Source organism: Stieleria sp. JC731 (assembly GCF_020966635.1).
GTDB lineage: Bacteria > Planctomycetota > Planctomycetia > Pirellulales > Pirellulaceae > Stieleria.
In genome coordinates, this window is record NZ_JAJKFQ010000011.1 from 1,210,600 (window position 1) to 1,234,540 (window position 23,941).

Sequence of the window (23,941 nt, forward strand, 5' to 3'; positions counted from 1 at the left end):
GCTTCCCTGAATCGAATTTGGGGAAGCGGTTTTTCTTTGAAGGCGTGGTGCTTGATACGCTGCTGCACAGTTTGAACGCTGCCGAACAGTGTGAACATTACCGAACAGGGATTGCCAGATTGTGCGCAGCGACCGTTCTCTAGCTTAGGCGATACTTTTCAATTCGACCAAAGTCGGGAAACGCGCCGTCTTTCTTGTGGTCTGGCTGGCCTTGTGTTCCCATGACGAGTAGCGACTGGCCTTCGTCGGTGAATTGCAGCGTTGTCACGCGATAACCGGTTTTCAAAGTTGTCAGCCGATTGCCGGTTTCCAGCGAGAACAAGGCAACATTCCAATCACCACCTCTCAGACGACCGCCCATCGCGAACATCGTCCCTTCGGGGTGAACCGCGAGAGCCTCCATCAAGCCCTCACCGTTTTCTCCGTCGTGAATTTGGTCGATCATCTTCGATTGATCACCTGACGACCACTCCCATTTTTGCCAAAGCTGCTTCCCATTGCCAGCCATCGGATCACGCATCGGCCCCATGCCCGCAAGCAACAGAGACTTGTCATCGGGGGTGAATCGCAGCGCAAAGATTCCGCCCAGGTAGCAGTGGCTTTTTATAATTCCCCAACTGGTGAAGTCAGCTGTCGAAATGGTTGAGATGCAATCGCCACTGTGTATGTCAAAGATGCGTACTTCACCCATCAAGTTGCCAGCGGCTACCAAGCGGCCATCGTTGCTGAATGCTACCGCTTGAACGGAAGGGACATGCGGTAGCCTGTGAACGACATCGCCAGTTTCGCAATCGCCAATGACGACGGACGGTTCAATTTCTTCGGCAGGCTCGTACTTGTATCCTCCGGCGATGTATTGCCCTGTGACCGAAGCATATCGATGGCGATCAGGCGAAATCGCAGCATCCCAGCTCCAGAATTGATGAAGCTTCTGGTGTCGGTTTTCTTCGCCAGAATCGAGTCGAAACCAACGTGCTTGGCCGTCATACCCTGTTGAGAATAGTTCGTTCGAAGATAGCCAAAATGCAGTCCTCGCATAGCTTTCGTGGGTGTAGTGCTTCTTGCGAACTCCCGATTGAAGATCCAGCGTATACACACCATCCATACAAGCCGCGGCAATCATTTCCCCGTCAGCGGAAAGTTCTCCGCCGAGAATTGCCATGGGCATCCGTTTGTCGTCTGTTCTTTCCAACTTGACATCCATTAGACGAGCACCTCTTTAATTGGGTGGGCATCCTCTTCGACGCGAAAAAATGTCGGCAGGCCAGGTAGGTCGTAGTCTTCGTGAGGATCAATGCCGAGCGCGGTAAAGATGGTGGCGAACAAGTTTCGATTATCGACCTTTCCATCGGTGACTTCGAATCCTTCAGCATCAGTAGCACCATGGACCACACCGCCTTTGATGCCGCCACCGGCCATCGCCAAGCTCCATGCTTTGGGATAGTGGTCGCGTCCGCGTGCGTCATTCAGCCAAGGTGTTCTGCCGAATTCACCCATGGCGATGACCAGCGTATCGTCTAGCATTCCACGCTGTTCCAAATCAGAAATCAATTGATACAGCACATTGTCGAGTTCTGGGACAAGCATCTGGTGCATTTCGTGCTGGAACACGTGGTTGTCCCAAGGCATCCCGTTGGCGACCATCACAAATGTCGATCCGTTTTCGATCAAGTGTCTGGCCTGCAAAGCATGCTGAGCGAATGCCCCTCCGCCATAGCGTTCCCGGTCTGATTGTGGAAGCGATTCCATATCAAACAGTGGCGCGCAGCTCATCAGCCCTTTAACTCGTTCAAAGGCCGCGTTGTGTGACGCCGCTGCGGCACTGCGGCGATCGTTTTCATATTTCTTGCTAAAGAATTTTCGTAGTGATTCACGATCCGAATGGTCTGCCTGACTGATCGAATCGAGCTGTTTGATGTTTGGGATGCCATAGTCCCCGCCGGCCCTGACCGGTCCGTATTGGGCTCCCAGCCACCCGGCCCAGTTGCCCGCTTTGAAAGCCTTGAATTCGTTGCCTTCGGGGCAAGGATCAAGCAAGACGAACTGCGGAACCGGACTGTCCAGTTGACCGAGCTGTTCCGCGATGACGGAGCCCAGGATTGGACGAGTAAACGGCGGACGAGGCATGTCGCCACGGGTGAGCGCGTCAATCCCTTGAAAGTGCTCGCTCGGCTTGGTGCTCATGCTTCGAATCACGGCAAGCTTGTCCATGATCGTTGCACACTTAGGCATCAATGAACTGATGTGGACGCCGGGAAGGTTTGTTGGAATGGCCGAAAAGGGGCCACCGGTCGCGGTGCCGGGTTTGGGGTCCCAGGTTTCGAATTGGCTGGGTGCACCGCAAAGCCAAAGCAGAATGCATTTTTTCCCATGCCGCTTCGTTTCCTCTGCCAACAGGGGAACGGAGAAAAGACCGTTGAAGCTGGCGACCGAAGCGGTGCTGGCTGCCATTGTGCCTTGTAGGAACAGGCGGCGGTGGATGGTGTGTTCATCACTACCGCATGAACTGCGACGCTTGGGCTGATTCATGTTCAAGCAAAAAGTGTTCTTGAGGACGAATGAACGCGTAAGTTTAAAACAGGTTCGAAATCACTAGGCTTTTGGGATGGCGACGATGTATTGCGTTCAATGATTGAATCGAAATTCGGCGCTGGTCAGAAGCGACCAAGCGACTTGCGAGATGCCCAATTGTCGCCGATCAGATCGTTGATTGAGGTAGTCCACGATCGCGTCAATTTCGGATGCTTCGGCTGGTCGTCCATAAATGGTTTTGATCAACAGTTCGGCTTGTTGATTCGGTTGCGCCAGCTGGGCAGCTTGCCAGACAAGATGATTCGGCGACGTACTTTGTTCGATGAACGCATTCAGCTTTTCGTTATTGCTGAAGTACAACGCGTCGGCCACTGTGATCTCAATCGCGTCGGGTAAAACGTCCAGGATCTGCTGTCGCAGTGCCTTAACCACATCAGCGTTGTTGTCAAAACCGCCTCGCATGACGAGCTGGATTGATCTGGCCAATTGCTCGGCGGTCAGAGGCCGTTCGATATACCAAGCGAACACATCTGGCGAAACTGACTCGCTACTTTTGATCGAACTGAGTTGATAAGCATCAGAGAGAACGATGCTACGGACCAGACGGCGAATATCAAATTGATGAGTCGCAAAATCATCCGCGAGCCAGTCCAGCAGCCGAGGGTGACTTGGATCATGCATGCTGTCGATTTCGTCGTGTGGGTGGACGATGCCTCGCCCCATCAGAATGGCCCAAATTCGGTTGACCATCGCACGCGGGACCATGGGATGCCCGTCAAGCACTTGGTTGACGAATTTTGCACGTCTTGAAAATAAAGGTTCGCGAGGATCACCGTTTACATCTGCAGAGACATAAAGCGTGTCGGAGTCTTCTTGCTTTGATCCTGCTTCGGGACGAGCTTCTGAAATGGTTCTCGAATCAAAAAAGGTGAGCAGATTGGGTGAGCTGGAACCTTCTAGATTTGCAAAGTCTGAAAAGCCACCAATTGCCGATTCGGAGATTCGCGGTCCGTTATCCGTTTGCGAGTTTTTGCCACGGTTAAAGAAAGCAACCAAGCCCCAGTAGTGTGCCTGTTCGATTTCGGTCGCCATCATGTGATCGTGACATTGGGCGCATTCGATTCGCATACCGAAAAAGGCTGGCGCGACGGCTTCCGCGATCGCTTGGTAGTTGTCTTTACGCTCATACAAGAACCAAACCGATCCATCCTTGTTTGGGTCTTCCGGGCGGGCGAGAAGTATTTCGCGGGTGACTTCGTCCCACGGACGGTTTTCACGAAACACCGTTTCCAAATAACTTCGCCAGCCATGTCGAACACGTTGGTCATAGACGTGTTCGTCTTTACGTCCCATCAAAATCGCATCGAAGAGGTCGGCGAAATGTTGAGCGTAGTCCTCGCTTTGTAGCAACCGATCTACAAGTTGCTGACGCCGATTCGAGTCCTCGATCGCAAGAAATGCTTTCGCTTCTTCTGCGGTGGGGACTCGACCAGCCAAGTCCAGATAGATACGGCGAACGAACGTTTGATCGCTACACGGTTCGGCAGGTGAAACTTTGCTGGTTTCCCATTTCGATGAGATCTCAGCATTGATCTGTTTTGTCGGATCGGCAGCCTGGAGGCCAACAGATAGCCCCATAAGGGCAATGGCGAAAATCAAATTTCGCATGATTGAATTGACAATAGGCGGGAAACTTGGCGGGATGGAAGGCCAAGTATAACCGATTTCCTTATCGTCAACGAAGGTCGGAGGCGAGAGATCTATTGGCAGCCGCCTGCAGATCTATTCCGCGATGTAGATGGTTGACGGAAATGCTCAGGTGAGTGTTTTGCATCCAGTGAGCTGCCGCAAACGCATCCGGGATAGGTTCTGCTACTGCCCGGTCAAGCGTCCGAGCGAATCTGGGTCAACAGTGCTTGTACGCCGTCTGATAAGGCCGTGCTTTGGCGTTCGAGATCATCGGATGCGTCACGCAGTTTTTCTGTTGCGGCGTCCGTCTGTGTTGCAGCACCGGAAACACCGAGGATATTTTCGTTGACCGATTCGGTGCACTTCATTGCCTGTTCGACGTTGCTGGTGATCTCTTCGGTTGCGAGCTTTTGGTCATGAACTAAATGAGTGACAGACTCGCTGGTTTTGCTCAAATCTTCGATCGCTTCACCAAACCGACCGATCGATTTGGCCGCATCGTCTGCGTTGCTCTGAACCCGTTGGATTTCTTCCTTGACCTGTTGCGTTGCCAAACGAGTCCGCTCGGCAAGGCTTCGTACTTCGGCTGCAACGACCGCAAAGCCGGCGCCTGCGGTCCCGGATCGTGCCGCTTCGATGGCAGCGTTAAATGAAAGTAGATGAGTTTGTCTGGCGACGTCTTCGATCGTTTCAACAACTTTGTCGATACTGGCCGAGGATCGCCCCAGTTCCTTCATGACAGCCATTGCGTTGGCTACCTCTTCGACGACTCGCTTGACTCGGTCGGAGGTCTCTTGCATTTCGACGTCGATTTCGTCCATCGACTTCTGCATTTGTTCGGTCGCGCTGGTGACCTCACGAACGTTTTCGACCGACCGGTTAGCGGTTTCCAGCGCGTTCTTGGATCGATTCGATGTTTGCTTTGCGGTGGTCGATAGCTCTGTCGAAATGGAATGCAGTTCGTGGGTTGCTTCCAGCAAAGAATCGGTAATCCCTTTGACGGTGACTTCGAACGAATCCGCCATTTCAAGGCGAGCATTTTTGGCGTTGGTCAGCGCGTCAGATTTCGCCTTCATTTGTTCCGAAGCGACATTGATCAGTTCGGACGCATGGCGAAAGGTTCCGTTCATCCCGCCCAATAAAACTCGGCGAAAGTACTTTCCTTCGGCAGCATAGCCCAATGCGGCCTTTGCTTCGCGAATAAACGATTCGGTATAGTCCAGCAGCGAATTGATCCCGTGATGCACCGCGTACAGTTCATCGTCTTGGTCGGTCAATTCGTCAAAACCAAGGATGCGCACCTCGAGATTGCCTTGTGAGGCTTGGTTGCAAATGCGAGCGACTTCGGAAAAGAATTGATGCTTGCGTTGATCATCAATCGCCAGTTGCGAATCGTTATCGGCTGTTTCGACTGGATCATCGGTAGGTTTTTCAAGCGTTACTTGTGTCACTGGAAAGACCTTCGGTTAGAGAGAAAAAACGAATTCGTCGTACTGCATTCCTGCTTCGTCCAAATGCTTCAAAAGCATTTCGGTTGAGGCTTGCATTCCTTGTCGCCAGTCTGAGTGACTGTTTTCACATTCCAGCAATGCCTGATAGATCGGGACCACTTTGGCAACCTTAGCTGGGTCGGGTACACGTCGGCTGGAGTGATAGCTGATGATATTCCCAGAACTATCGAAGCTAGGTGTGACGTGGGCGAGTACCCAATAGTGGTCACCGTTTTTGCAAAGGTTCACCACGTAGGCAAAGATCTCGTTTCCTTCAGAGATAACGTCCCACAGCAATTTAAAGACACAACGAGGCATTTCGGGGTGTCGAATGATGTTGTGTGGGCGGCCGAGTAGTTCCGCTTCGCGATAACCTGAAACTCGTGTGAAAACATGATTGGCGTACGTAATGATGCCTTTCAAGTCCGTCTTGCTAACGATGATTTCGGACTCTGCAAACGTTCGTTCACGGCCGGTTGGACGAATGGTGGTTTGAATCAATGTCTTTACGATCACCTCAAAAGCAGACGCCTAGTGGTTGAATTCCAAATGCCGAAGCAGATTGGCGTCCTGCCGCTTTAAATTGCGTGCCATGACGGCACACGATGTCGCCTTCGCATCCAGTCAAGTGAACATGTACGCTGGCAAGTCAAAGCGGCAGACCGGGTTAAGCATTCGATAGGGTTAAGAATCAACCATGATGTTGTCGGCGCATGTCGGACTTACCCCCTTGCACAATTGGCAATCAGTGACGATTAATCATCTCAAATCGATGACGCGCTGTTTCGACATTTTTGCTCATGGTGGTGATGTCATCGCGATGGTAAATTCCGTGCACTTACGCACTCTATAACCAGGAATAATGCGACCCATGGCCGATACTTTTCGTCAACGTCTTTCAATGGGGCATCCAGCGATCAGTCGTGGGACGCGCGATCAATTGTTTCGGCCATCTTTGTTCGGACGCTGCTTGTTCAGTCTTAACGCAATGTTCATGTTGTTCTGTTTTGGCGGCAATGTGGTCGCTCACGAGGGACACGCCGACCATCACCACGTGGAACCACCGAAACCTGCAGATGTTTATCTGCCTACCGCCATTCCAGATCGCGTCATTCTGACCTGGAATGGTGATCCTTCATCGACACAGGCCGTTACCTGGCGGACATCGAAGGGGGTAGCACAGTCGGTCGGCGAAATCGCGCTCGCATCGGCGGACCCAAAATTCACCACTCAGGCAGAACAGGTCCACGGAACGAAACAGACATTGCAATCGGATCTCAGTGAGGCCAATTATCACAGCGTTGTGTTTACGGGGCTGACTCCAGATACCAAGTACGCCTATCGCGTTGGCGATGGGGAAACCTGGAGCGAATGGTTCCACTTCCGGACAGCAAGTGAAGGATCGAAACCGTTCTCGTTCATCTACTTTGGCGATGCTCAGAATGATTTGCGTTCGATGTGGTCGCGTGTCATTCGTGAAGCCCACTCAGATGCTCCGAAGTCAGCATTCTTCTTACACGCTGGTGATTTGGTCAATCGCGCAGAATCGGATGCCGAATGGGGTGAATGGTTTTTCGCGGGAGGCTTCCTAAACGGAATGATTCCGAGCATCCCGGTCCCTGGCAATCATGAACAAGCGAAAGTCGATGATCAGAAAAGGTTGTCACACCATTGGCGCCCGACCTTCGAATTGCCAACCAATGGTCCTAGTGGGTTGGAAGAGTCTTGCTACACATTGATCTATCAGGGCGTTCGCTTCATCGGGCTCAACAGCAACACCATGCTTGAGGAGCAAGCGGAATGGCTTGATGGTGTTTTGTCTGAAAACGAGTGTCCCTGGGTGATTTGCACATTCCATCATCCGGTGTTCTCGACGGGGAAAGGTCGCGACAACGAGGCGCTACGCAAGCTGTGGAAACCTGTGTTGGACAAGCACAAAGTCGACTTGGTATTGCAAGGCCATGACCATACTTACGGTCGGACAGGCCTGGAAACGCCTTCAGAGTCAAACGTCTCTGCGGGCATCAACAAACGCGATACCGAAACGGGAACCGTCTACGTGGTTTCAGTCAGTGGGCCTAAAATGTACGACTTACAAGAGCAGGATTTCATGGTTCGCCAAAAGGCCGACACGCAGCTGTATCAGATCATTTCCATCGATGGAAATGAACTGAAATATGAAGCTCGTACCGCGGTCGGGGAGGTCTATGACGCCTTCAAACTGTCCAAAAAAGAAGGTGCGGTGAACACACTCACCGAACTGATTCCGCTGGAACAGTAGGTACCCTTGGCGGAATCGACGCCTTTCTCTGTCGACTTTGCACCAATCATTGGTGCGTTTGTGCAACGGCGTTGTGGAGTTTTGGCAACGCATCGGATCACGATGTTGCGATTCTCGCGTGAATTTGCCGATTAGCAACGCTGGCACACTCCGTGCTTTGCATCGAGATGACAACTTGCGGACATCTCGATCAACGGAAACTGCTAATGAACCGACTCGCTATCGCCGACCTCGCAGCTACCTTGGCAAGCCACGGCGAATCGCTCGCCAAAAGTCAACGACGTGTTTCGTCGGAGACGATCATGAACTACTGGACGGCATTCCGGACTCGCCACCAACAGTGGCATAAGTCCATGGCGGGGTACCGAACGGCCAAGAACTCGGGCGAATTCCCACAGCTACACCGTTGGTGGGAAGAAAACGAAGGCGTCCTGGATGACATTTTGGTTTCTGAACTGCTGACACGCGTGATCGCGACTTTGGGCAGCGTTACCGAAGCGACGCACGTCGGCGAATGCAACGATCGATTGGCTGCGGTGACGCACGGTGTCTTTCATTCTCAGCTTGAAGCCAGCTACCGCGTTGGGCAGATTCTTTTGGAAGCCACCGGGGCTCCATTGGCGATGACCGTCCGATTAAATCGGCTGCGTTTGGGAGTCGAACGTTGGTCCGACTGGTTGGTTGCACGCGTCAGCATCGATCCACAGCTACACATTGATTATTGCGTTGATCGGCAACGTGCGCACACGTTTCGAATGGAACTGCGAGAGTGTGCCAATGACCGAGATCGTTCGATGACTGGTTGGCTGATGATTGCGTCGATGCGAGACATGATTCATCGCAGGACGTCGGCAGTGGAAGGATTGGAAGACGCGAATGCACAACTGTTGTCTGCATCACTCGCACTATTCCGGCCGGACCTGTTTGATGATTATGGGATTCCAAAGTCGAATTGGCTGATGGGGCTTGGAATCGAATGGCCTGGACCAAAAGCACCTGCCCATCCGGTCTTCGGCGTCTGATTAGGTATCAATCGAATCACTGTTGCCATGCGTTCTTCGCGATCTGCTTCAGATCGGAAGAACGCTCGGTCGAATGACCCAATGTGCAATTGCGAGGTTGCCAAGTCTCTCGACTAGCGGTTCCAGCTAGCAAGAGACTTACATTCTTTGCGGGACCGTCTGCTTTAGGATGCACTATTGCATCGCGTATCGCTCGAAATCTCCGAGGTCCAAACTGTCTTTCATTTCCCGCTGAAGTTTGGCTAGCTCTCCAAACAGCGACTCCGCTGTCTCTTTCATTGCTGGGTCTTGACTCAAATCCTTCATTTCCAAAGGATCTGCCGCGACATCGTACAGGCGAATCGCGGGGGCGGCCGGATAGACGATCAGTTTATATTGATCGGTGCGAATACTGCGTTGTCGATCAAGGTACGCACCATAAATTGATTCGTACTTGCTTTCTTCACCTTTCAGGATCGGCAACAGACTGTTGAACTGAACGTGGTCAGGCTTGTCAACATTCGCAAGCTGCAATGTTGATGGCATGATGTCTTGCAAATAGACAGGCTCGGCAATCTTGTTCCCGGCGGCGACATCCGGACCGACAACAATCAAAGGAACTCGGACACTGTGGTCGTAGAGATTCTGCTTGCCCATTAACCCGTGTTGTCCGCAAGCCAAACCGTGATCAGCGGTGAAGAAAATCCACGTGTTTTCCTCTTTGCCGGACTCGGCAAGTGCATCCAAAATTCGTCCAATCATCACGTCCATGTGTGTGATGATCGCAAAGTACTCCTGCCGATTTGTCTTGATCGCCAATTCAGTTCTTGGGAACGGAGCAAGTCTTTCATCGCGTAGTCCTTTGCCAGCAGCCATCGCTTCTGCATAGGGGTACTCGGGCTGAAAGTTTGCCGGGACGGCGACGCTATCAAGAGGATACTTAGCGACGTATTCGGCTGGTGATTGCCGTGGATCATGTGGCGCATTAAAGGCCAGATACATGAAGAACGGATCATCGTTTGATTTGGCCTCTTCCAGAAAATCACAGGAGTGATTCGCGACGACTTCGCTCCAGTGGGTGCCACCCTTCCAATAGCCACCAAACTTTGGATCGCTTGGTGACCATGGATCGATCACTTCACCCGACTTTTCATCGATGCGAGGTCGGTTGTATCCGTCCTGGGTTTGCTGAGGCATTCCGCCACGAACATCACGCACGATGTCAAATGACTTTTCGGCACTCGCGCGGCAGTGCCATTTGCCGGTCATGTAGGTTTGGTAACCAGCGTCCTTCATGTATTCGCCCCACCATCGTCCTGCCTGGCGTTCTTTTTCCGCGTCTTTGTAAAGAGGTTCGGCATCCCATACAAATCGTCCGGAGTTCAGCATCATGCGACTGGAAACACAAACGGCCCCACTCCACGACCCCATGTTGTAGGCATGAGTAAACACGGTGCCACGACGCACCAGCCGATCCAAATTAGGCGTTTCGACTTCCTGATTGCCCAACGCCGCAATCGTGTCGAAGCACTGGTCATCGGCAAAGATAAAAAGGATATTGGGCTTTCCGTCAGCGTGCGTTGTCAGCGAGACGAGGCTCGCGATGAAGAAAGCGACGACGGAGAAGAACTGTCGATAGAGTTGGTTCATACTGATTTGCGGCGGGACGATTGGGTGGGAAAGGTGACCACATCAGTTTATCAGAACCAAGGTCGGCTTTGTGCAGATCGTTTTGACACAGCTCGCTGCGGCGTACCTCTGCCAGCTGGTGGGAAGGTGCGTCTGTGTTTGCAAAGTTCGTATTTCGGGTACCACCGTCTGCTTGTAGCCACCAAAAATGTGAAGTGATCTGGATCAACGATGAAACTTGACGTCTCTGATTTGTTTGATCGTTTCTACGATGTTGCCAACATCGCACGGAGCCAGTTCGATTTTTTGCAAACTAAAGAGGGCGATACAGAATCGAGGGATTGGGATTCGTTCTGTGAAACGCTTAGCGACAACTTGTTCCTGCCAGCTTGCATGGGTCGCGCATTCAACGTCACGCACATACGGATGGATGCCAGCGATGTGAAGTCTCGCCTCATCGCAGAACGCCGATCAGAGAATGGAGCCAAAATCAAGTTTTGTCGCTACCTTCGTCCTTGTTTCGGTCTTCTTCCTTGCTTTTACGCGGTCGCTGATCTTGATGAACCAGGGTCTGCGTTAACGTTTCGTCGCCCTACTGACAGGCTGAAGTTGTGGCTTGGTAAAATACCACCTAGCGAATTGAAACTCGATCCACCGGAATACCCAACGGAATTAATTGCACCGACCCGCTACTTCGCTCGCCAATCAATCGGATTCGTCTCACGAAGTCCCCGGACGGATTATTACGAATTCCATGGGGAATGGCTTCTCCGTCAAGTCGAACAATGTGACGCGTCTTTTGTCCGCCGCGAGGTGGGTGGGCAATTTCGACAAATGGAAGGACTGATAGAGATATCAAACAAACTATTCGAAACCATGTGGGTTTCGGCTGGCGAATCAGAATCACCCGATGGTCCGTGGTAGCAATTTCAAAAGCTTGGCAGAGGTTATGCGAGGAGACTCTTCAACATTCTGCTGCTACACAAGTAAAGTAACCGCTGATGGAGCACTACGATTTTATCTGCAAAGAAGGCCTTTCTTCACTGCGTTTACTACAACGGAACCCGTGCGAATTGGGGCAGCCGATTGAAGGGCTTCGCGTCCATATTCGAAGCTCCGATTGTGTTGCCGCGACCAATGTGGATGCTGACAACTGGTCCGGTTTCGTTCGACTCTTTTCCCATGACTACAAATCGTGCGGTGCCGCCGCATGGATTTCGCCAGCTGGAGAATGGACTCTTCGAATCGAACAAAATGACGATGGAACGTATGTCTTCACCAGCGTGCTTGACTCTCTTTTGGAGCATCATCGCTGGGTTGTTCAGACTCAGTTCGAAATGACGGCCGATCAGTTTCAGAAAACTGCCAACAGCGTGCTGCAGTTTCTTGGCGCGTGGGACTGAGTCGTTCCACTGAAAGAATGCCCAGCAATTGAATCGATGCAGCGCATAAAAAAAGGGCCATTGCTGGCCCTTTGGACGTTTAGCGGTTGTTCGATTCAGGCACTAAATCGATCGAGTGAACTGTGGCGTGTAGCGAATCTTCCACCCGGTGCTGATGACTGCCGGATCGCTGTCCGAATCACTTTCCGATGCATCGCCATTGGCAGGGCCGAGCAATTCTTCGGGGGCCGCTTGGGCGTCTTCGTCTTCAGTCGACTTGGGTGCTGGAAGAACCGATTCGAAGCTTTTCATTCCCGTTTGCGGCTCGTCGTTGAAGGATTCCGCAGGTTTTAAGCTCATTTGTTCCTCGGTTTCGGGCTCCAACTCTGGCTGGGCAATGACTTCGGAGTCCGCCGAGTCGCTACTGGAAACCGGTTCGGATTCCAAGGTGCTGTAACCGCTAAGGATCGCTGGGCTGTAGGGATCGTAGTAAGTCATCGGAACTCGCTGAACTACCTGGCGAGGAACCGAGATCGTGGTCGTGTAGGGTTCCATGACTTCGCGAACAACAGGCTTTCGCACCGTTTGTTGGACGGCTTCGTATTCGGTGTAACGAACCGTGTGTGGCACCTTTTTTGTGACGTAGTTCACACGCGTTTGTTGAACAGGAATTTTGCGAACGCGTTCTTCGGTGACCCATTGCTGGGTTGTGACTGGGATACGGCGTGTTTTCGTTTCGGTTACTGGTCGCTGAACGATGTAGGGAACCTTGCGGACCATGGTTGTCGGAACCATTCGAGTCGATTGCACCGGAACCTTTTGCGTCACAACTTCGGTTTCCATTCGGGTTCGCTGAACGGGAACGTTCTGAGTTACCGTTTCGGTTTGCATCCGCTGAACCTGGATCGGAACTTGGACCTGTTCAGTGACAGGCACGTAAGACGTTTGCGCGACTTGTTGTTGGACGTAATTAGGGCGATAGACGTACTGCGTTTGAGCTGTTGGCGGTGTGTAGTATGGTGCGACAACGTTGCCGCCACGAACTCGTGCGAACAGTCCAAGAGGTCCGGGGGTAGCGTAAAGGTCACGTTTGTATTGCAGTGCGTAACCTGATGTCCCCGGTGTCACGGTTGTTTGCGGCACGTAACCACCCGCGTCCACGGTTTGGTTGACCATCGTGGTTTGGGGACGCATCGTGGTGTATTGCTGCGTCTGCATCTGGGTTTCGACAACGGGCCGCTGCACCGAGTATTGCTGCTGCACGTAGGCCGTTTCCGTTACCGGACGTTGGACGGTGTACTGCTGCTGATAGTACGAGGTCTCGGTGACCGGCTTGAAGGTGGTGTATTGCTCTTCACGCTCAGCGGTTTCCGAAACGTATTTCGTTTCTTGATACGTTTCGTCACGATACTCGGTCTTGGTGACCGGTTTCCAAACGGTGTATCGCTCTTCGCGGAAGCTGGTCTCGACCGTGTTGACCGGCACAGTCACTTCGCGCATTTCGGTGCGTTCACGAACGACGGGACGGTATCGAGTGACTTCCTCTTCAACCATTTCCGTTCGCATCACGGGCCTCATTCGAGTCACCGTTTGCTCTTCGTAAATCGTCGTCGGACGATACCGGTAGGTTTGTGGGAAGCAGTAATTCTGCGCAAGCGCCGCAGTCGATGCGGAGGCGAGCGAAGTTGCGAATGCGGATATAAGTAATGTTTTCAAGCGAGGCATCGTAAGAATACCGTCGGGTAGTCAAGCTGAAGAAAGTCTAGATCGTTTCCCACGCTGATTGCGATGCGCAGGCACCTATAAAAGGTACGCAGGGCATTAGCGAAAAGCGAAAAAAAGCCCGGAAAAAGTGGCGTTTTGAGCTGAACTTGCCGCGCCAGCTTTACCAATTTGCCTGATCCTTTGCCCAGGTTGTCCAAGCATCGCGGCATTCACACTGGGACAATTTGCGGGATAATCCGACTATAGGGATTGGACAGCCCTCCGCTGGGGAGTGTCCGCGTGCGGTTACCAGAAACCTCGCTGGTGCATTCGAAACTGTTTTTGCGAGTTTGGCGGACGGTTCTGAAAAGTCACTGTCCAAGTTCACCGCCCAGCTTCACTGTCCAGGTTCGCTCGGATAATCCTCGATGCTAGTTTCGTCACCGGATGCCGAGTCGAACGTCTTCTCGATCTCTTGGTAGTTGGTCTGCATCAGATCAAGTTGCTCTTTGAGACGCTGCAAATCTTTACCGTTGTCAAGCGATTCTGACAGGATCGGGCGCAACCATTCTTGCATCAGGTGGAACTGCCCCTTGATCAAGTCGGCCAGCACGCGCGGAACCTTGTGCTGGACAAGCACTTTTTGTTCTGGCAGTTCAGCGGTGGCTTGCTGGTGATTGATTTTTTCCAGTTGTTCGCCGGTGGACCGAAGCGTTTGAGCGACTTGGTCAGCGGACGCCGACAGACTTTGTCGAAGCAAATCCATACGTGCATCCATGCGTTCTTCACGACCCTGTCCCGATGCCGCGATCGCTTTGGAGATCACCTGACGAATCGATTCAAGACCGTCACGCATTGATGCCAGTTGCCGCATCAATTGACCGGCCTGGTCTTCGCTATCGAGCCCCTGCATTCGGACACTTTCGACAAAGGCATATTTAATGCTGTCCCAACGCTCTTGGTCTTCAGGCGAAAGGATACCCATCAGTTCTTTGAACTTCAGGACGTTTGCTTCGTTGTCCGTGGTCAGCGTCTGCGAGTCTTGTTCGTAGGTTGCGACAATCAACGTTTGCAATTCTTGGTCGTTCATCACCGCCGCCACTTTTTCGGCGATGCGGTTCATGTTCCGATAACTTCCCTGCAGCTTGAATGGAGGCTCAGTACGATAGGCATCGGCCTGAGCAGCACTGCGAATGTACGCACGGTTCACACGCAAGACGACATCGCGAACCCGAAGCAATTTGCGCATTACTTCGAACATGTCGCGAGTTTGGTCGCTGGACAGATTACTTTGCAATTCGATGCCTTCGATGCTGTCACGCTCGGCAGCCCGAATGATCGCACGAGCGTCTTCGGGTGCTGCGGTGGACAGTGGAGCCAGAGTCGAATTGCTGGTTAAACAGTTTTCCAGGTAGCTCATTTCGAACGCTTCGGCAGAATCCCCGATGATTTCGCCAAGGTTGTAAACGTCTGCCCGGTTGGAAAGCATGTCGGGAACTTGGAACCGTTCGCCGCTTTCGGTGTAGGGGTTACCAGCCATGACAACGGCAACCCGTCGTCCGCGAAGATCGTATGTCCGCGTCTTGCCGTTGCTGACGCCTTCGATCTTTCTTGTCGCGTCACAGAGCGAGATGAACTTTTGCAAGAACTCCGGATGTGTGTGTTGGATGTCATCGACATACAGCATCACGTTGTCGCCCATCTCTAGTGCGAGATTCAGCCGCTCGACTTCTTCTTTGGCTGCCGCGTTGGGAGCTTCTGCCGGATCAAGTGAGGTGACTTGATGGCCAATCGCAGGGCCGTTGATCTTCATGAAGACTAAGCCAAGGCGATTTGCGACGTATTCCATCAATGTCGTCTTGCCGTAGCCTGGCGGTGAAATGAGCAGCAGCAAACCCATTCGGTCGGTACGTTTGTTTTCACCCGCCGATCCCATCTGTTTTGCGAGGTTGTCGCCGATCAGCGGCAAGTAGACTTCGTCCAACAACCGGTTTCGTACAAAGCTTGTCAGGACTCGCGGTTTGAACTCATCCAATCGCATATCATCACGGGCTTCGTCCACAAGACGACTTTTTGTTTGGTTGAGCATCCGATAACGAGGAACGACATCACCGATGTAGTTGCGAACTCGCCGTAAAAGCTCGTGGTAATGAACGACCAAGCTGCCGCTGGCAATGTTGTCGTGGCTGCCAACGAGGCCTTCGACCGACTGAGAAACCGGTGCCTCCGTTATCTGAAACTTTTCGGCACCGCCATTGAGAATGAGCCAAGCAAGTTCGTTGCGGTAAAAGCTTGCCGGATCAATGTTATTCTCTGTCGATACTCCCGTAAGAAATGCGTCGGCCCAGTTCCGCGCTAGAACAAAGGAGCGTACCGGATCAGCTTTGTTGCTCTTCAGTGCGGTCGCGAGAAGTTTTTCACGATCAATTTCTGGGACCGAATCACAGAACTTCTGCATCAAGTCTGATGCTCGTCCGCTGGCGATTGGCTTTTCTGGCGAAAACGTCAATTGGTCGAATAGATAGTACGCGATCGCTTGCGGACTGACATCGGCTGGGAACAACGGTCCCCAAATCGATTGGTCGTCTGTTGCCAATTGCGAAAGTTTGGCTCGAAACTGTTCAGCGGGTTTGGCATGTGGATAGGCCTTGGCGAGATTCGCGAAGCCCTCGATCCAATCCATCATGCCGCGACGCGTTTCGGGATCTAATAATTTGTCGAACCAGAACAGCGAGGCCGATCGAACGTCGGGCGCATGCGATAGTAGGCCGATTTGCTGATCGATCTCAACAACCGCCTTTAGGATCAGAGCCGCATCATGATCGTGAACACCTTTGGCGTAACCTTCGTCAAAACGCCCACCGATTTTTGATTGAACCCACGCCGCCGTAATTTCGTCGAGCTCAGGTGCGGCTTCACGCTGATCGTTCAACTTGTCAAACAGTTCGACCGCCAAAAATTCGGCGCGATAGACATGTCGGTTTTCACTGATCAGCTCTTGATGCCAAAGGTCGCGAGCCGCTTCTAGGGCTTCGTTTTCCAAGGCACGAAAATATTGCGTACCGGTGAGGTGCAAACACAACGCGTCGTTTCGGAGAACGGTTGTCAAATCGAGCGGTTGCGTGTTCACGGCAAATCGCTGGTTGCCCAGTCGGATGATGTCGCCGCCATCTTCGTAAAGGTCTTGGCGATCTTTTAGTTGCCGTACCGAGTCCTCGCGAATCGTCTTCAGACGGCTCTGCAGATCTTCGACGCGGACTGCATCATCAAGCTCTTGCAGTTGGCCGATGATGTCACGAACCTTTTCGACCATCAAGTCACCAGCGAAGTATGCAGCGATATCGTCTGCAGACTCCATTGATCGGACGCGATTGTCGATTCCTTTTAAGATACGGTCGGCAGCCGATGACAGTGATTCGGCACGACGGTTGCGTTTTTCAACGAGTTGAACTTTGCGAGATTCGAACGCCGCGTAAACTTCCTCGCGTCGAACGGCAAGCTGCTCGATAAAGTCATCGAACTCGGCGAATTTGCCTTCCAGTTCTTCGAGCTGCACCATGACTTTCGTCAAGTACTCGTCGCACCGTTCAGGGCTATCGCAAACATCGAGGTAGCCAGATGTCGTTTGCTCAAGCAATTTCAATTGAGAGGCGAATTCCGCTCGACCTTCAACGCCGACAAGCTCTTTTGTACGGGCCTTTAACGCACTGCGGACACGGTTAACCGATGCGAAAACGTCACCGATCGCATCGATGATTTCGGTCCGTTTCGTTGCGTCATCGATTCGTAGGTTACTAACCGTTTCGGTCAGCATCTCCAGCTGAGCCGCTGCGGCGTCAATCTTTTCGGCCAGCTCTTTCGATTCGGTGACCGTTTTGACTTCGTCGACTTGAGCTTTCGCCGATTCGATTCGCTCGATGTAAGGATCCAGCGATCCAGGCGTTAGCAGGAAGTCCACACAGCGTCGGCTGAGTCGTTCGCTGCGTTCGGCCGTTGTCTGTTCCAGTTTTTCGACAAGCTCGGAGTCGACATAACGCAGCTCTTTAAGCCCAAGGGCGTGGCCACGTTGGGACCGAAGCTCTGCTAACGCATCGACAAAGTGATCGATCGAATCGAACCGTTGGCGTTCGATCTTCTTGACCAAAGCCTCGATGTCGGACTCGACTTTATTGGTCCGTTCGTTTGTTTGTTTTCGGACCCGGACGACCTTTTCAAATTCTTCGACAGCTGCCGAAGCGGCTTCGCGGATTTTGGCGAGCGGTTCGTTTAAATGGTGCGTTTCCTCTTTGTCGATCCAGAAATAGCTATCGAGGATGTCGTTCGATTTTTTATTCAGGTCGACGTACAGGCCTTCGTAGCTGTCATCCTTATCGATCAACTGCAGCAGTTCGCTGCACTCGGCCATGCCGCGGACGATTTCTTTGTTTCCGATTTTGAATAGCAGCGAATCCGTTTGATTATCCGGGACGAAGTTGGGGCCGGTAAACGGAGTCTGCCAAATCTGGATCGCGTGGTGTTTTTGAGCTTCCTCGTGCGTCCGGAAGCAAACCATTTCGCCGCGTTCGAAGAAGGTTTGCCCGTGGCAGATCAACGGCGTGTCAACCGATTGGCGAATCAAGTTGTATCGCAGTTGGACGTAGGTGCCCGACTGAGGTGAATAGAACAAGTAGAGGAAATCTTCACCGTTGGACGAAGCGATGGTGCGCTGAAAACGCATGTCGCTAAGGCCCGTTTCAAAGCGTTTGTACTCACCGGTTTGTAGGTAGTAACCCCCAGGGAAGATCAAACCCTGGTCGCCGGGGAGCATGACGCAGGCTTCTGCGATCTCGTCGACTCGGACAACTTGCTGAATCTTGGAGTTGTAAACCAGATAGCGAGTCGTGTCTTCCTGATACGGCTTCATCCTTAGCAAGACCAAGTGCCCCAAGATGACGTAGTGGATTTCTGCGTCATCGAGCTTTTGATCAGGATTGTCGACCGGTTCGGCATAGATGCCTTCACCGCTGCCGGTATTGTTTTCGACCTTGATCGTTAAATCGCCACCGACAGTTTCGACAAAGACGATGTCGTCGATCGAAATGTGCGGGTGTTCGCCGTAGCGATGTTGGTCTCGGTTTGTCTTTGTCCAGCGGAATTCGTGTTGTGGCGGGTTCTTGACCTCATGTTCGCTGCGATTGTCAATGTACTCCAAGCGATCCGGGGAGACTCGCCATTTGAAGGACTTGATATCTCGTTCCGTTTTGCCGACTTGGAAAACCATGTGTAGCATCGGTCCGACACGAAAGAAACGCGAAAACGACGTGCCTTTATAGAATCGGTACAGTTCCGCGAAGTCATTTAAAAACCTCGCATCGCTGATAACATCGAGTGGCTTCTCGTGGAACTGGCCATCGGAAAATTGATACGCGGAGAATACGTCTGCGAGTTCAATTTCGGTCTTTAAACCGAACTGAACGTTGTATCCGAAAAGGAACTGGTCGCCGACGGAAACAAGGTCACGCGGAATGCAATTGTGTTCCGTCGTGACACGCTCGGTCGCGAGCAATTTCGTTTCGATATTACCGAAAACTTCCGCCCGTGATTCGTTAAGCGATGCCAATCGAGTCCGAAGATCGTTGGCGGCGTCGCGAAGTCGGTTTCGCAGGACTTCATAAGTACCTGCGGCCAGTTGGGAGTCGGTCATGATCGGGCTCCCGTCACCTATTCGAATGCATGGAAGTCTGGGAAGGTCACAAACAGAGGAGTGATCGGCGGATCAATCAACGATCGCAGAGGTAGCCAAAGCAGTGCTAACCAAAACTGAGCAATCGATTGATCCGCCGATGCGGGGCAGGCTTTCGCCTTATGCCTTTTTGCCGCTGTTGCTGGTCGCGGTAGCGTTCAGTACGCGACCTGCCTTGTGGTCGGCGATGTTTGCGGTTCCGGCCATACCTAGCAAACTGGTCAGTTGCGACCGAACATCTTCGGTTCCCGCCATGCCCATCATTTTGGCGATGAGGGCAGCAATTGACAGATCTTTCACGCCATCGGTGTCCAAATTGAACTGGCTGATCAAGCTGCTAAGTTGGTCTTTGAAGTACTCCGCATTTCCATCAAAGAACGTGTCTTTAATGTCCGTCGCCACTCGGCTGTTATAGACAAAGCGGTCGATCGCTTTGCCGCCCTTGACGGCTGAGGTGATCTGTTCGAAGAACTCTCCGTCGCCACCGACGATATCGATTCGGGCAGCCTTGAGTGCTTCGCCGACAACACCGGCTTGGCTTTCGGCGATCCCGCGTTGGGCATCGATCGCGGCGATCTCGACATCCTTTTCCTTGTTGAGACGCAGCTTGAATTCTTCGTGGTCTTTCCCGACGCTGTCGAGGACTTTCATCGCTTCGGCTTTCTCGGTGATACCGGTCGCTTCGGCACGATACTTTTCCAAGTCGACGTTGGCTTCGGCCATACCTTGCTTTTCGACGGCGGTCGCTTTGGCTTCGATGCCCTTGGCTTCGGCAACGGCTTTGCGTTCCAGGACGGTCGCTTCGGCGCAACCTTCTTTTTCCAAGCTGACGGCTTTGGCTTCTTGCACGCGAGCTTCGGCCAAGCCCTTGGCTGCCGATTGTGCGGCTTCGCCTTCGGCTAGCATCTTTGCAGCGGCGGTTTCTTTCTCCGCCGCATCGCGACGTGCTTCCGCTTCGATGCGAACCTTTTCGGCCAGCAATTCGCTGGATTCTTTTTCCGCCTGCGCAAGCTTGGTTTGACGGATTAGTTCTTCCTCGGCTTTCATTTCGGCCGCGGTGATTTGAACCTTCTTTGCACGTTCTGCTTTGGCGATTTCTTCGGTGTCTTTGATCCGCTCTTGTTCTTCGACAACGGCTCGTTCGACGGCCACACGTTCGCGAATGACTTCTTGAATGTTGCGGCGTTCGGTTTCGATCGCCTTTTCTTTTTCGACTTCGGCGACACCGACGACACGCAATCGTTCCGTCGCTTCCAGGTCACGATCGCGGTTGACACGTTCCAGTTCGACAGCGTCGGTCTTTTCTTTGTTTCGCTGGGCAACCAGGACCTGTCGATCTTTGTTTTGTGTCGCGACGCCGATTTCTTCTTCGGTCGCGATACGTGCACGTTCGGATTCCAAACGTTGCTCTTCCTGTACTTTCTTCGCAGATGCTTGTTCGCGAGCGGTGATTTCAGAGATCTCGCGTTTTTGTTTTTCGACGGCTTCGACGCGTTGACGTTCAAGGGCAAGGATCGTTTCTTCCGCTTCGACGTCTTGTTTCTTGAGTGTTTTTTCTTTGTCGCGAGTGAACTGGTTTTCTTTAACCTTTTCGGCCGCGGTCAGCTCGGTAATCTTCTTGATACCTTCGGCGTCAAGAATGTTGTTCGGCGACAACATGCTTAGCGGCGTTTGTTCCAGATAGTCGATCGCCGCGTCATCGAGGCAGTAACCGTTCAAGTCGGTGCCGATGACTTTCAAGATTTCAGCTTTGAATTTATCTCGTTCTTCGTACAGCTCGACAAAGTCAAACTGTTTACCGACCGTTTTCAATGCTTCGGAAAACTTTGCATCGAACAGTTCACGCAGTGTGTCGATTTCTGAACAGCGTTTGGCACCGATCGATGCGGCGACTTCTTTGATCTGTTCGATCGAACTGTCAACGCGAATGAAGAATGCGACTTTGATGTCCGCGCGGATGTTGTCGCGGCAGATCAAACCTTCACTTCCCTGTCGGCTGATTTCAAAGCTTTTCAGCGACAGATCCATCAACTCATAGCGATGGATGACTGGGAAAACCATCATCCCTTCGCCGGTCGCCACACGCATGGCGCCTCGTCCGGTCCGAACAATCGCTTTGTCGGGACCCACGACCATGAAACACTTTTTGAAGGTCGCGATGGCGGCAATGAACACCACGACGATCAAGCCGATCACAAATAGCGTCGGCTCCAGCCAGCCTTCGGCTAAGATCAAGATCCCTGGTTGGGTGATGGTCACGTTTGGTTCTCCGGTTTGATTTCAGTGACGGTGTAAATGCGTCGTGAAGGATCAAAGTCTACAATCCGTACCACCGTTCCTTTCGGAATCTCTGCTCCGGTTGTACGGACATTTAGCAGCAAAGGCGCAGCATTCGTCCGAAACTTAGCTTGCCCAAACGACGTGGTTGCCGTTAATGAGGAAATTTCACAACTCCCTCCCAACAGCCGGTCTTTGTCATATCCCGGTTGGGGATCAAATTTGCCAACCAAAGGCTCCGTCGCCAATTTCGTTGCGACGATCGCGATCACACCATTGCGGATCGTGAACAGCAACGTCGGTAGCAATGTCGGGGCATACTTGGCCGAATCGAGTCCATACCAAAGCCCGTATGAGACTGCCCAAAAGACGATCGTGAAGACGCCAAACCAGATGACCAATGGGACGCGACCGAAGTTGGTCAGACGTAACGTCATCGCCCCAACGCCTGTCATCAACCCGGTCAAACCGCCTTGTGTGATTTCAAAGTCACCCAAGTCGACGTCGCCTCCGGGAGCGTCCATATCGATGCCATCTAAATCCGGCGCAACATCCAGATCAGGGCCGGCATCGAACGATCCGTCCATGTCGACATCGCCATCGAGACCCAAATCGATCAGGCCGATCACTGCGACGAGTGCGTAAAGCACGAGCAGACAGACCATTACCGACGCAGGCCAAACGGGACCGACGAACATCCGATCTAAAAATTCTTTGAATGCCTCTTCCACAGCAATCACGCCTTTAGGAGTCATACGAGTCAGATACCGACTCGTTAGCGTAGGGCATCATTGCACGACAGTTGGGGCGCGACTCGGTCGTCGGAAAGAAAATTCCCCAGACTATTGTCTCTGAGAATCACTGACTATTGACTCAGCGAATTGCCGTTCCGCTGGGTTCTGGCGGATGATCCATCCGACGCGGGCGATCTGCCGACGGTCAGTTCTGGATTGATGATGGATCAAATCAACGGAATCGGTTCGCCCGCTTCGGAAGTCGAAGAATCGCCATCGTGAGGATCTTGCAAGCCAAGCCGATCTTGGACCGAATCTAGATCCAGCAGACCGAGAAGACGTCCATCAAAATCGGTGACTGGGAATTGGCGATAACGGGGCGGAAGCGTCGGAACGAGTGAATCCAGGGCTTCGTACGGTGGCAGTACCGGGATGTCATGTCTGGCCAATTCGCCACACGTCGTTGCCGGGTCAAGATTACGCCTTCGGGCATCCACGACATCCGAGATCGTTATCATACCGACGGTAAAGTTGGCTTCGTCAACAACCGGGATACAGCGTGTGACCGATCGCTTTGTCCATTCGATCAACTGTTCCAATGGCATCGAGGCCAACAAGGTTGGCGGTTCGACGATCATGCCTTCAGCGACGCTGTAGCCACGTAACGGTTCGACAACGTCTACATGGCGAGCTTCGGTAATTCCCGCATAACAAATGAATATTGCAACGAGGCCAGCCGGATAGGCTTGGTATTGAATGGCAAAGATGGCCATCAACACGGCGCAGACGATTCCGATGTTGGATGCGATCCTTGTCGCTTTTCGGTATTCCAACAACATCGCTAGGACGCTTCGCAAAACCCGTCCGCCATCCATGGGAAACGCGGGAATCATGTTGAAGAGAATCAGCACCGAATTGACCATGATCATCGCGATCATGTAGCCCTTCCACGACAGCGAGTTGAAGGCTTCGGCAAATTGCGCCTCGGCGACTTCGCTGGAAAAGATCAGCCACGGCGAAGGCAGCACCGTGTCGGGCAACAAAATCCAGATCGTGAATAAGACGACAAGGATCGCAACGTTGACCGCCGGTCCCGCAACCGCAACCAGAAACTCTTGCCATGGCACACGAGGAATTTTCATCAGGCGGGCGACACCGCCAATTGGGAACAGCGTGATGTCCAGCGTTTCAATGCCGAACCGCCGCGCCATCAGGGCATGACCGTACTCATGTAGCGTCACGCAAAAAAACATCCCCAGCAAAACCGCAATACTAAACAGCGTTCCGACCAAGCCATCTTGAAACCCTGCGTAGCCAATGTAGGCAACCAGCAGTGCAAACGACCAATGCACATGGACGCCGATGCGAAAGTATGTTCCCAGGTTAAGTCGTTGGTGCCACACGGCGACCGGCCTATACGGGTATGATCGGAATTGTTGAGACCGTTCGAACTCGATCAAGTTTGGATTCTGTCCCACCGGAGGGACGGTCGTTCGATGC

At 52.5% G+C, this 23,941-nt stretch carries 15 protein-coding genes; 4 read left to right on the forward strand and 11 right to left on the reverse strand.

All coding sequences use genetic code 11. The features are described 5' to 3' along the window. Nucleotides 1-139 precede the first annotated feature (139 nt). The 5 genes from LOC67_RS21350 to LOC67_RS21370 form a co-directional block, all read right to left on the reverse strand. The gene (locus LOC67_RS21350; RefSeq protein WP_230264844.1) at nt 140-1,192 is read right to left on the reverse strand and encodes a WD40 repeat domain-containing protein; all 1,053 of its coding nucleotides are present in this window, start codon (nt 1,190-1,192) and stop codon (nt 140-142) included. 11 nt (nt 1,193-1,203) lie between these two features. Further along, on the reverse strand, nt 1,204-2,529 hold the full coding sequence (locus tag LOC67_RS21355; RefSeq protein WP_230264845.1) for a DUF1501 domain-containing protein: 1,326 nt from the start codon (nt 2,527-2,529) through the stop codon (nt 1,204-1,206). Nucleotides 2,530-2,625: 96 nt separating this feature from the next. After that, nucleotides 2,626-4,200, reverse strand: a complete 1,575-nt coding sequence (locus tag LOC67_RS21360) for a DUF1549 domain-containing protein (protein ID WP_230264846.1) — start codon at nt 4,198-4,200, stop codon at nt 2,626-2,628. A gap of 215 nt (nt 4,201-4,415) precedes the next feature. Next, entirely contained in the window at nt 4,416-5,672 is a 1,257-nt protein-coding gene (locus LOC67_RS27660) for a methyl-accepting chemotaxis protein (RefSeq protein ID WP_230264847.1), read from the reverse strand. A gap of 15 nt (nt 5,673-5,687) precedes the next feature. Then, nucleotides 5,688-6,227, reverse strand: a complete 540-nt coding sequence (locus LOC67_RS21370; RefSeq protein WP_230264848.1) for a PAS domain-containing protein — start codon at nt 6,225-6,227, stop codon at nt 5,688-5,690. Between the two features lie 355 nt (nt 6,228-6,582). On the opposite strand from LOC67_RS21370, the gene LOC67_RS21375 reads away from it, so the two are divergent. Both LOC67_RS21375 and LOC67_RS21380 read left to right on the forward strand, forming a co-directional pair. Next, nucleotides 6,583-7,992, forward strand: coding sequence for a purple acid phosphatase family protein (locus LOC67_RS21375; protein ID WP_230264849.1), 1,410 nt, complete (start codon nt 6,583-6,585; stop codon nt 7,990-7,992). Between the two features lie 206 nt (nt 7,993-8,198). Continuing rightward, nucleotides 8,199-9,014 carry a hypothetical protein gene (locus LOC67_RS21380; protein WP_230264850.1) on the forward strand — a complete coding sequence of 272 codons (816 nt, stop codon included), beginning with the start codon at nt 8,199-8,201 and terminating at the stop codon, nt 9,012-9,014. 174 nt (nt 9,015-9,188) lie between these two features. Here the strand turns inward: LOC67_RS21380 and LOC67_RS21385 are convergent, their stop codons facing one another. Further along, nucleotides 9,189-10,643 (reverse strand): sulfatase-like hydrolase/transferase, encoded by a 1,455-nt coding sequence (locus LOC67_RS21385; protein ID WP_230264851.1) that lies wholly within the window; start codon nt 10,641-10,643, stop codon nt 9,189-9,191. A gap of 210 nt (nt 10,644-10,853) precedes the next feature. Between LOC67_RS21385 and LOC67_RS21390 the strand changes: the two genes are divergently transcribed. Both LOC67_RS21390 and LOC67_RS21395 read left to right on the forward strand, forming a co-directional pair. Further along, nucleotides 10,854-11,546: a hypothetical protein gene (locus tag LOC67_RS21390; RefSeq protein ID WP_230264852.1), complete on the forward strand. Its 693-nt coding sequence runs from the start codon at nt 10,854-10,856 to the stop codon at nt 11,544-11,546. 77 nt (nt 11,547-11,623) lie between these two features. Next, nucleotides 11,624-12,025 carry a hypothetical protein gene (locus tag LOC67_RS21395; RefSeq protein WP_230264853.1) on the forward strand — a complete coding sequence of 134 codons (402 nt, stop codon included), beginning with the start codon at nt 11,624-11,626 and terminating at the stop codon, nt 12,023-12,025. A gap of 102 nt (nt 12,026-12,127) precedes the next feature. Here the strand turns inward: LOC67_RS21395 and LOC67_RS21400 are convergent, their stop codons facing one another. The 5 genes from LOC67_RS21400 to LOC67_RS21420 form a co-directional block, all read right to left on the reverse strand. After that, nucleotides 12,128-13,720, reverse strand: a complete 1,593-nt coding sequence (locus tag LOC67_RS21400; RefSeq protein ID WP_230264854.1) for a hypothetical protein — start codon at nt 13,718-13,720, stop codon at nt 12,128-12,130. 385 nt (nt 13,721-14,105) lie between these two features. After that, complete coding sequence (locus LOC67_RS21405; RefSeq protein WP_230264855.1) at nt 14,106-19,391, reverse strand: DNA repair ATPase; 5,286 nt, start codon at nt 19,389-19,391, stop codon at nt 14,106-14,108. A 159-nt stretch (nt 19,392-19,550) separates the two neighbouring features. Continuing rightward, the gene (locus LOC67_RS21410) at nt 19,551-21,566 is read right to left on the reverse strand and encodes a flotillin family protein (RefSeq protein ID WP_315861081.1); all 2,016 of its coding nucleotides are present in this window, start codon (nt 21,564-21,566) and stop codon (nt 19,551-19,553) included. A 119-nt stretch (nt 21,567-21,685) separates the two neighbouring features. After that, entirely contained in the window at nt 21,686-22,462 is a 777-nt protein-coding gene (locus LOC67_RS21415) for an OB-fold-containig protein (protein WP_230264857.1), read from the reverse strand. A 206-nt stretch (nt 22,463-22,668) separates the two neighbouring features. Beyond that, nucleotides 22,669-23,919, reverse strand: coding sequence for a site-2 protease family protein (locus LOC67_RS21420; protein ID WP_230264858.1), 1,251 nt, complete (start codon nt 23,917-23,919; stop codon nt 22,669-22,671). Nucleotides 23,920-23,941 lie beyond the last annotated feature (22 nt).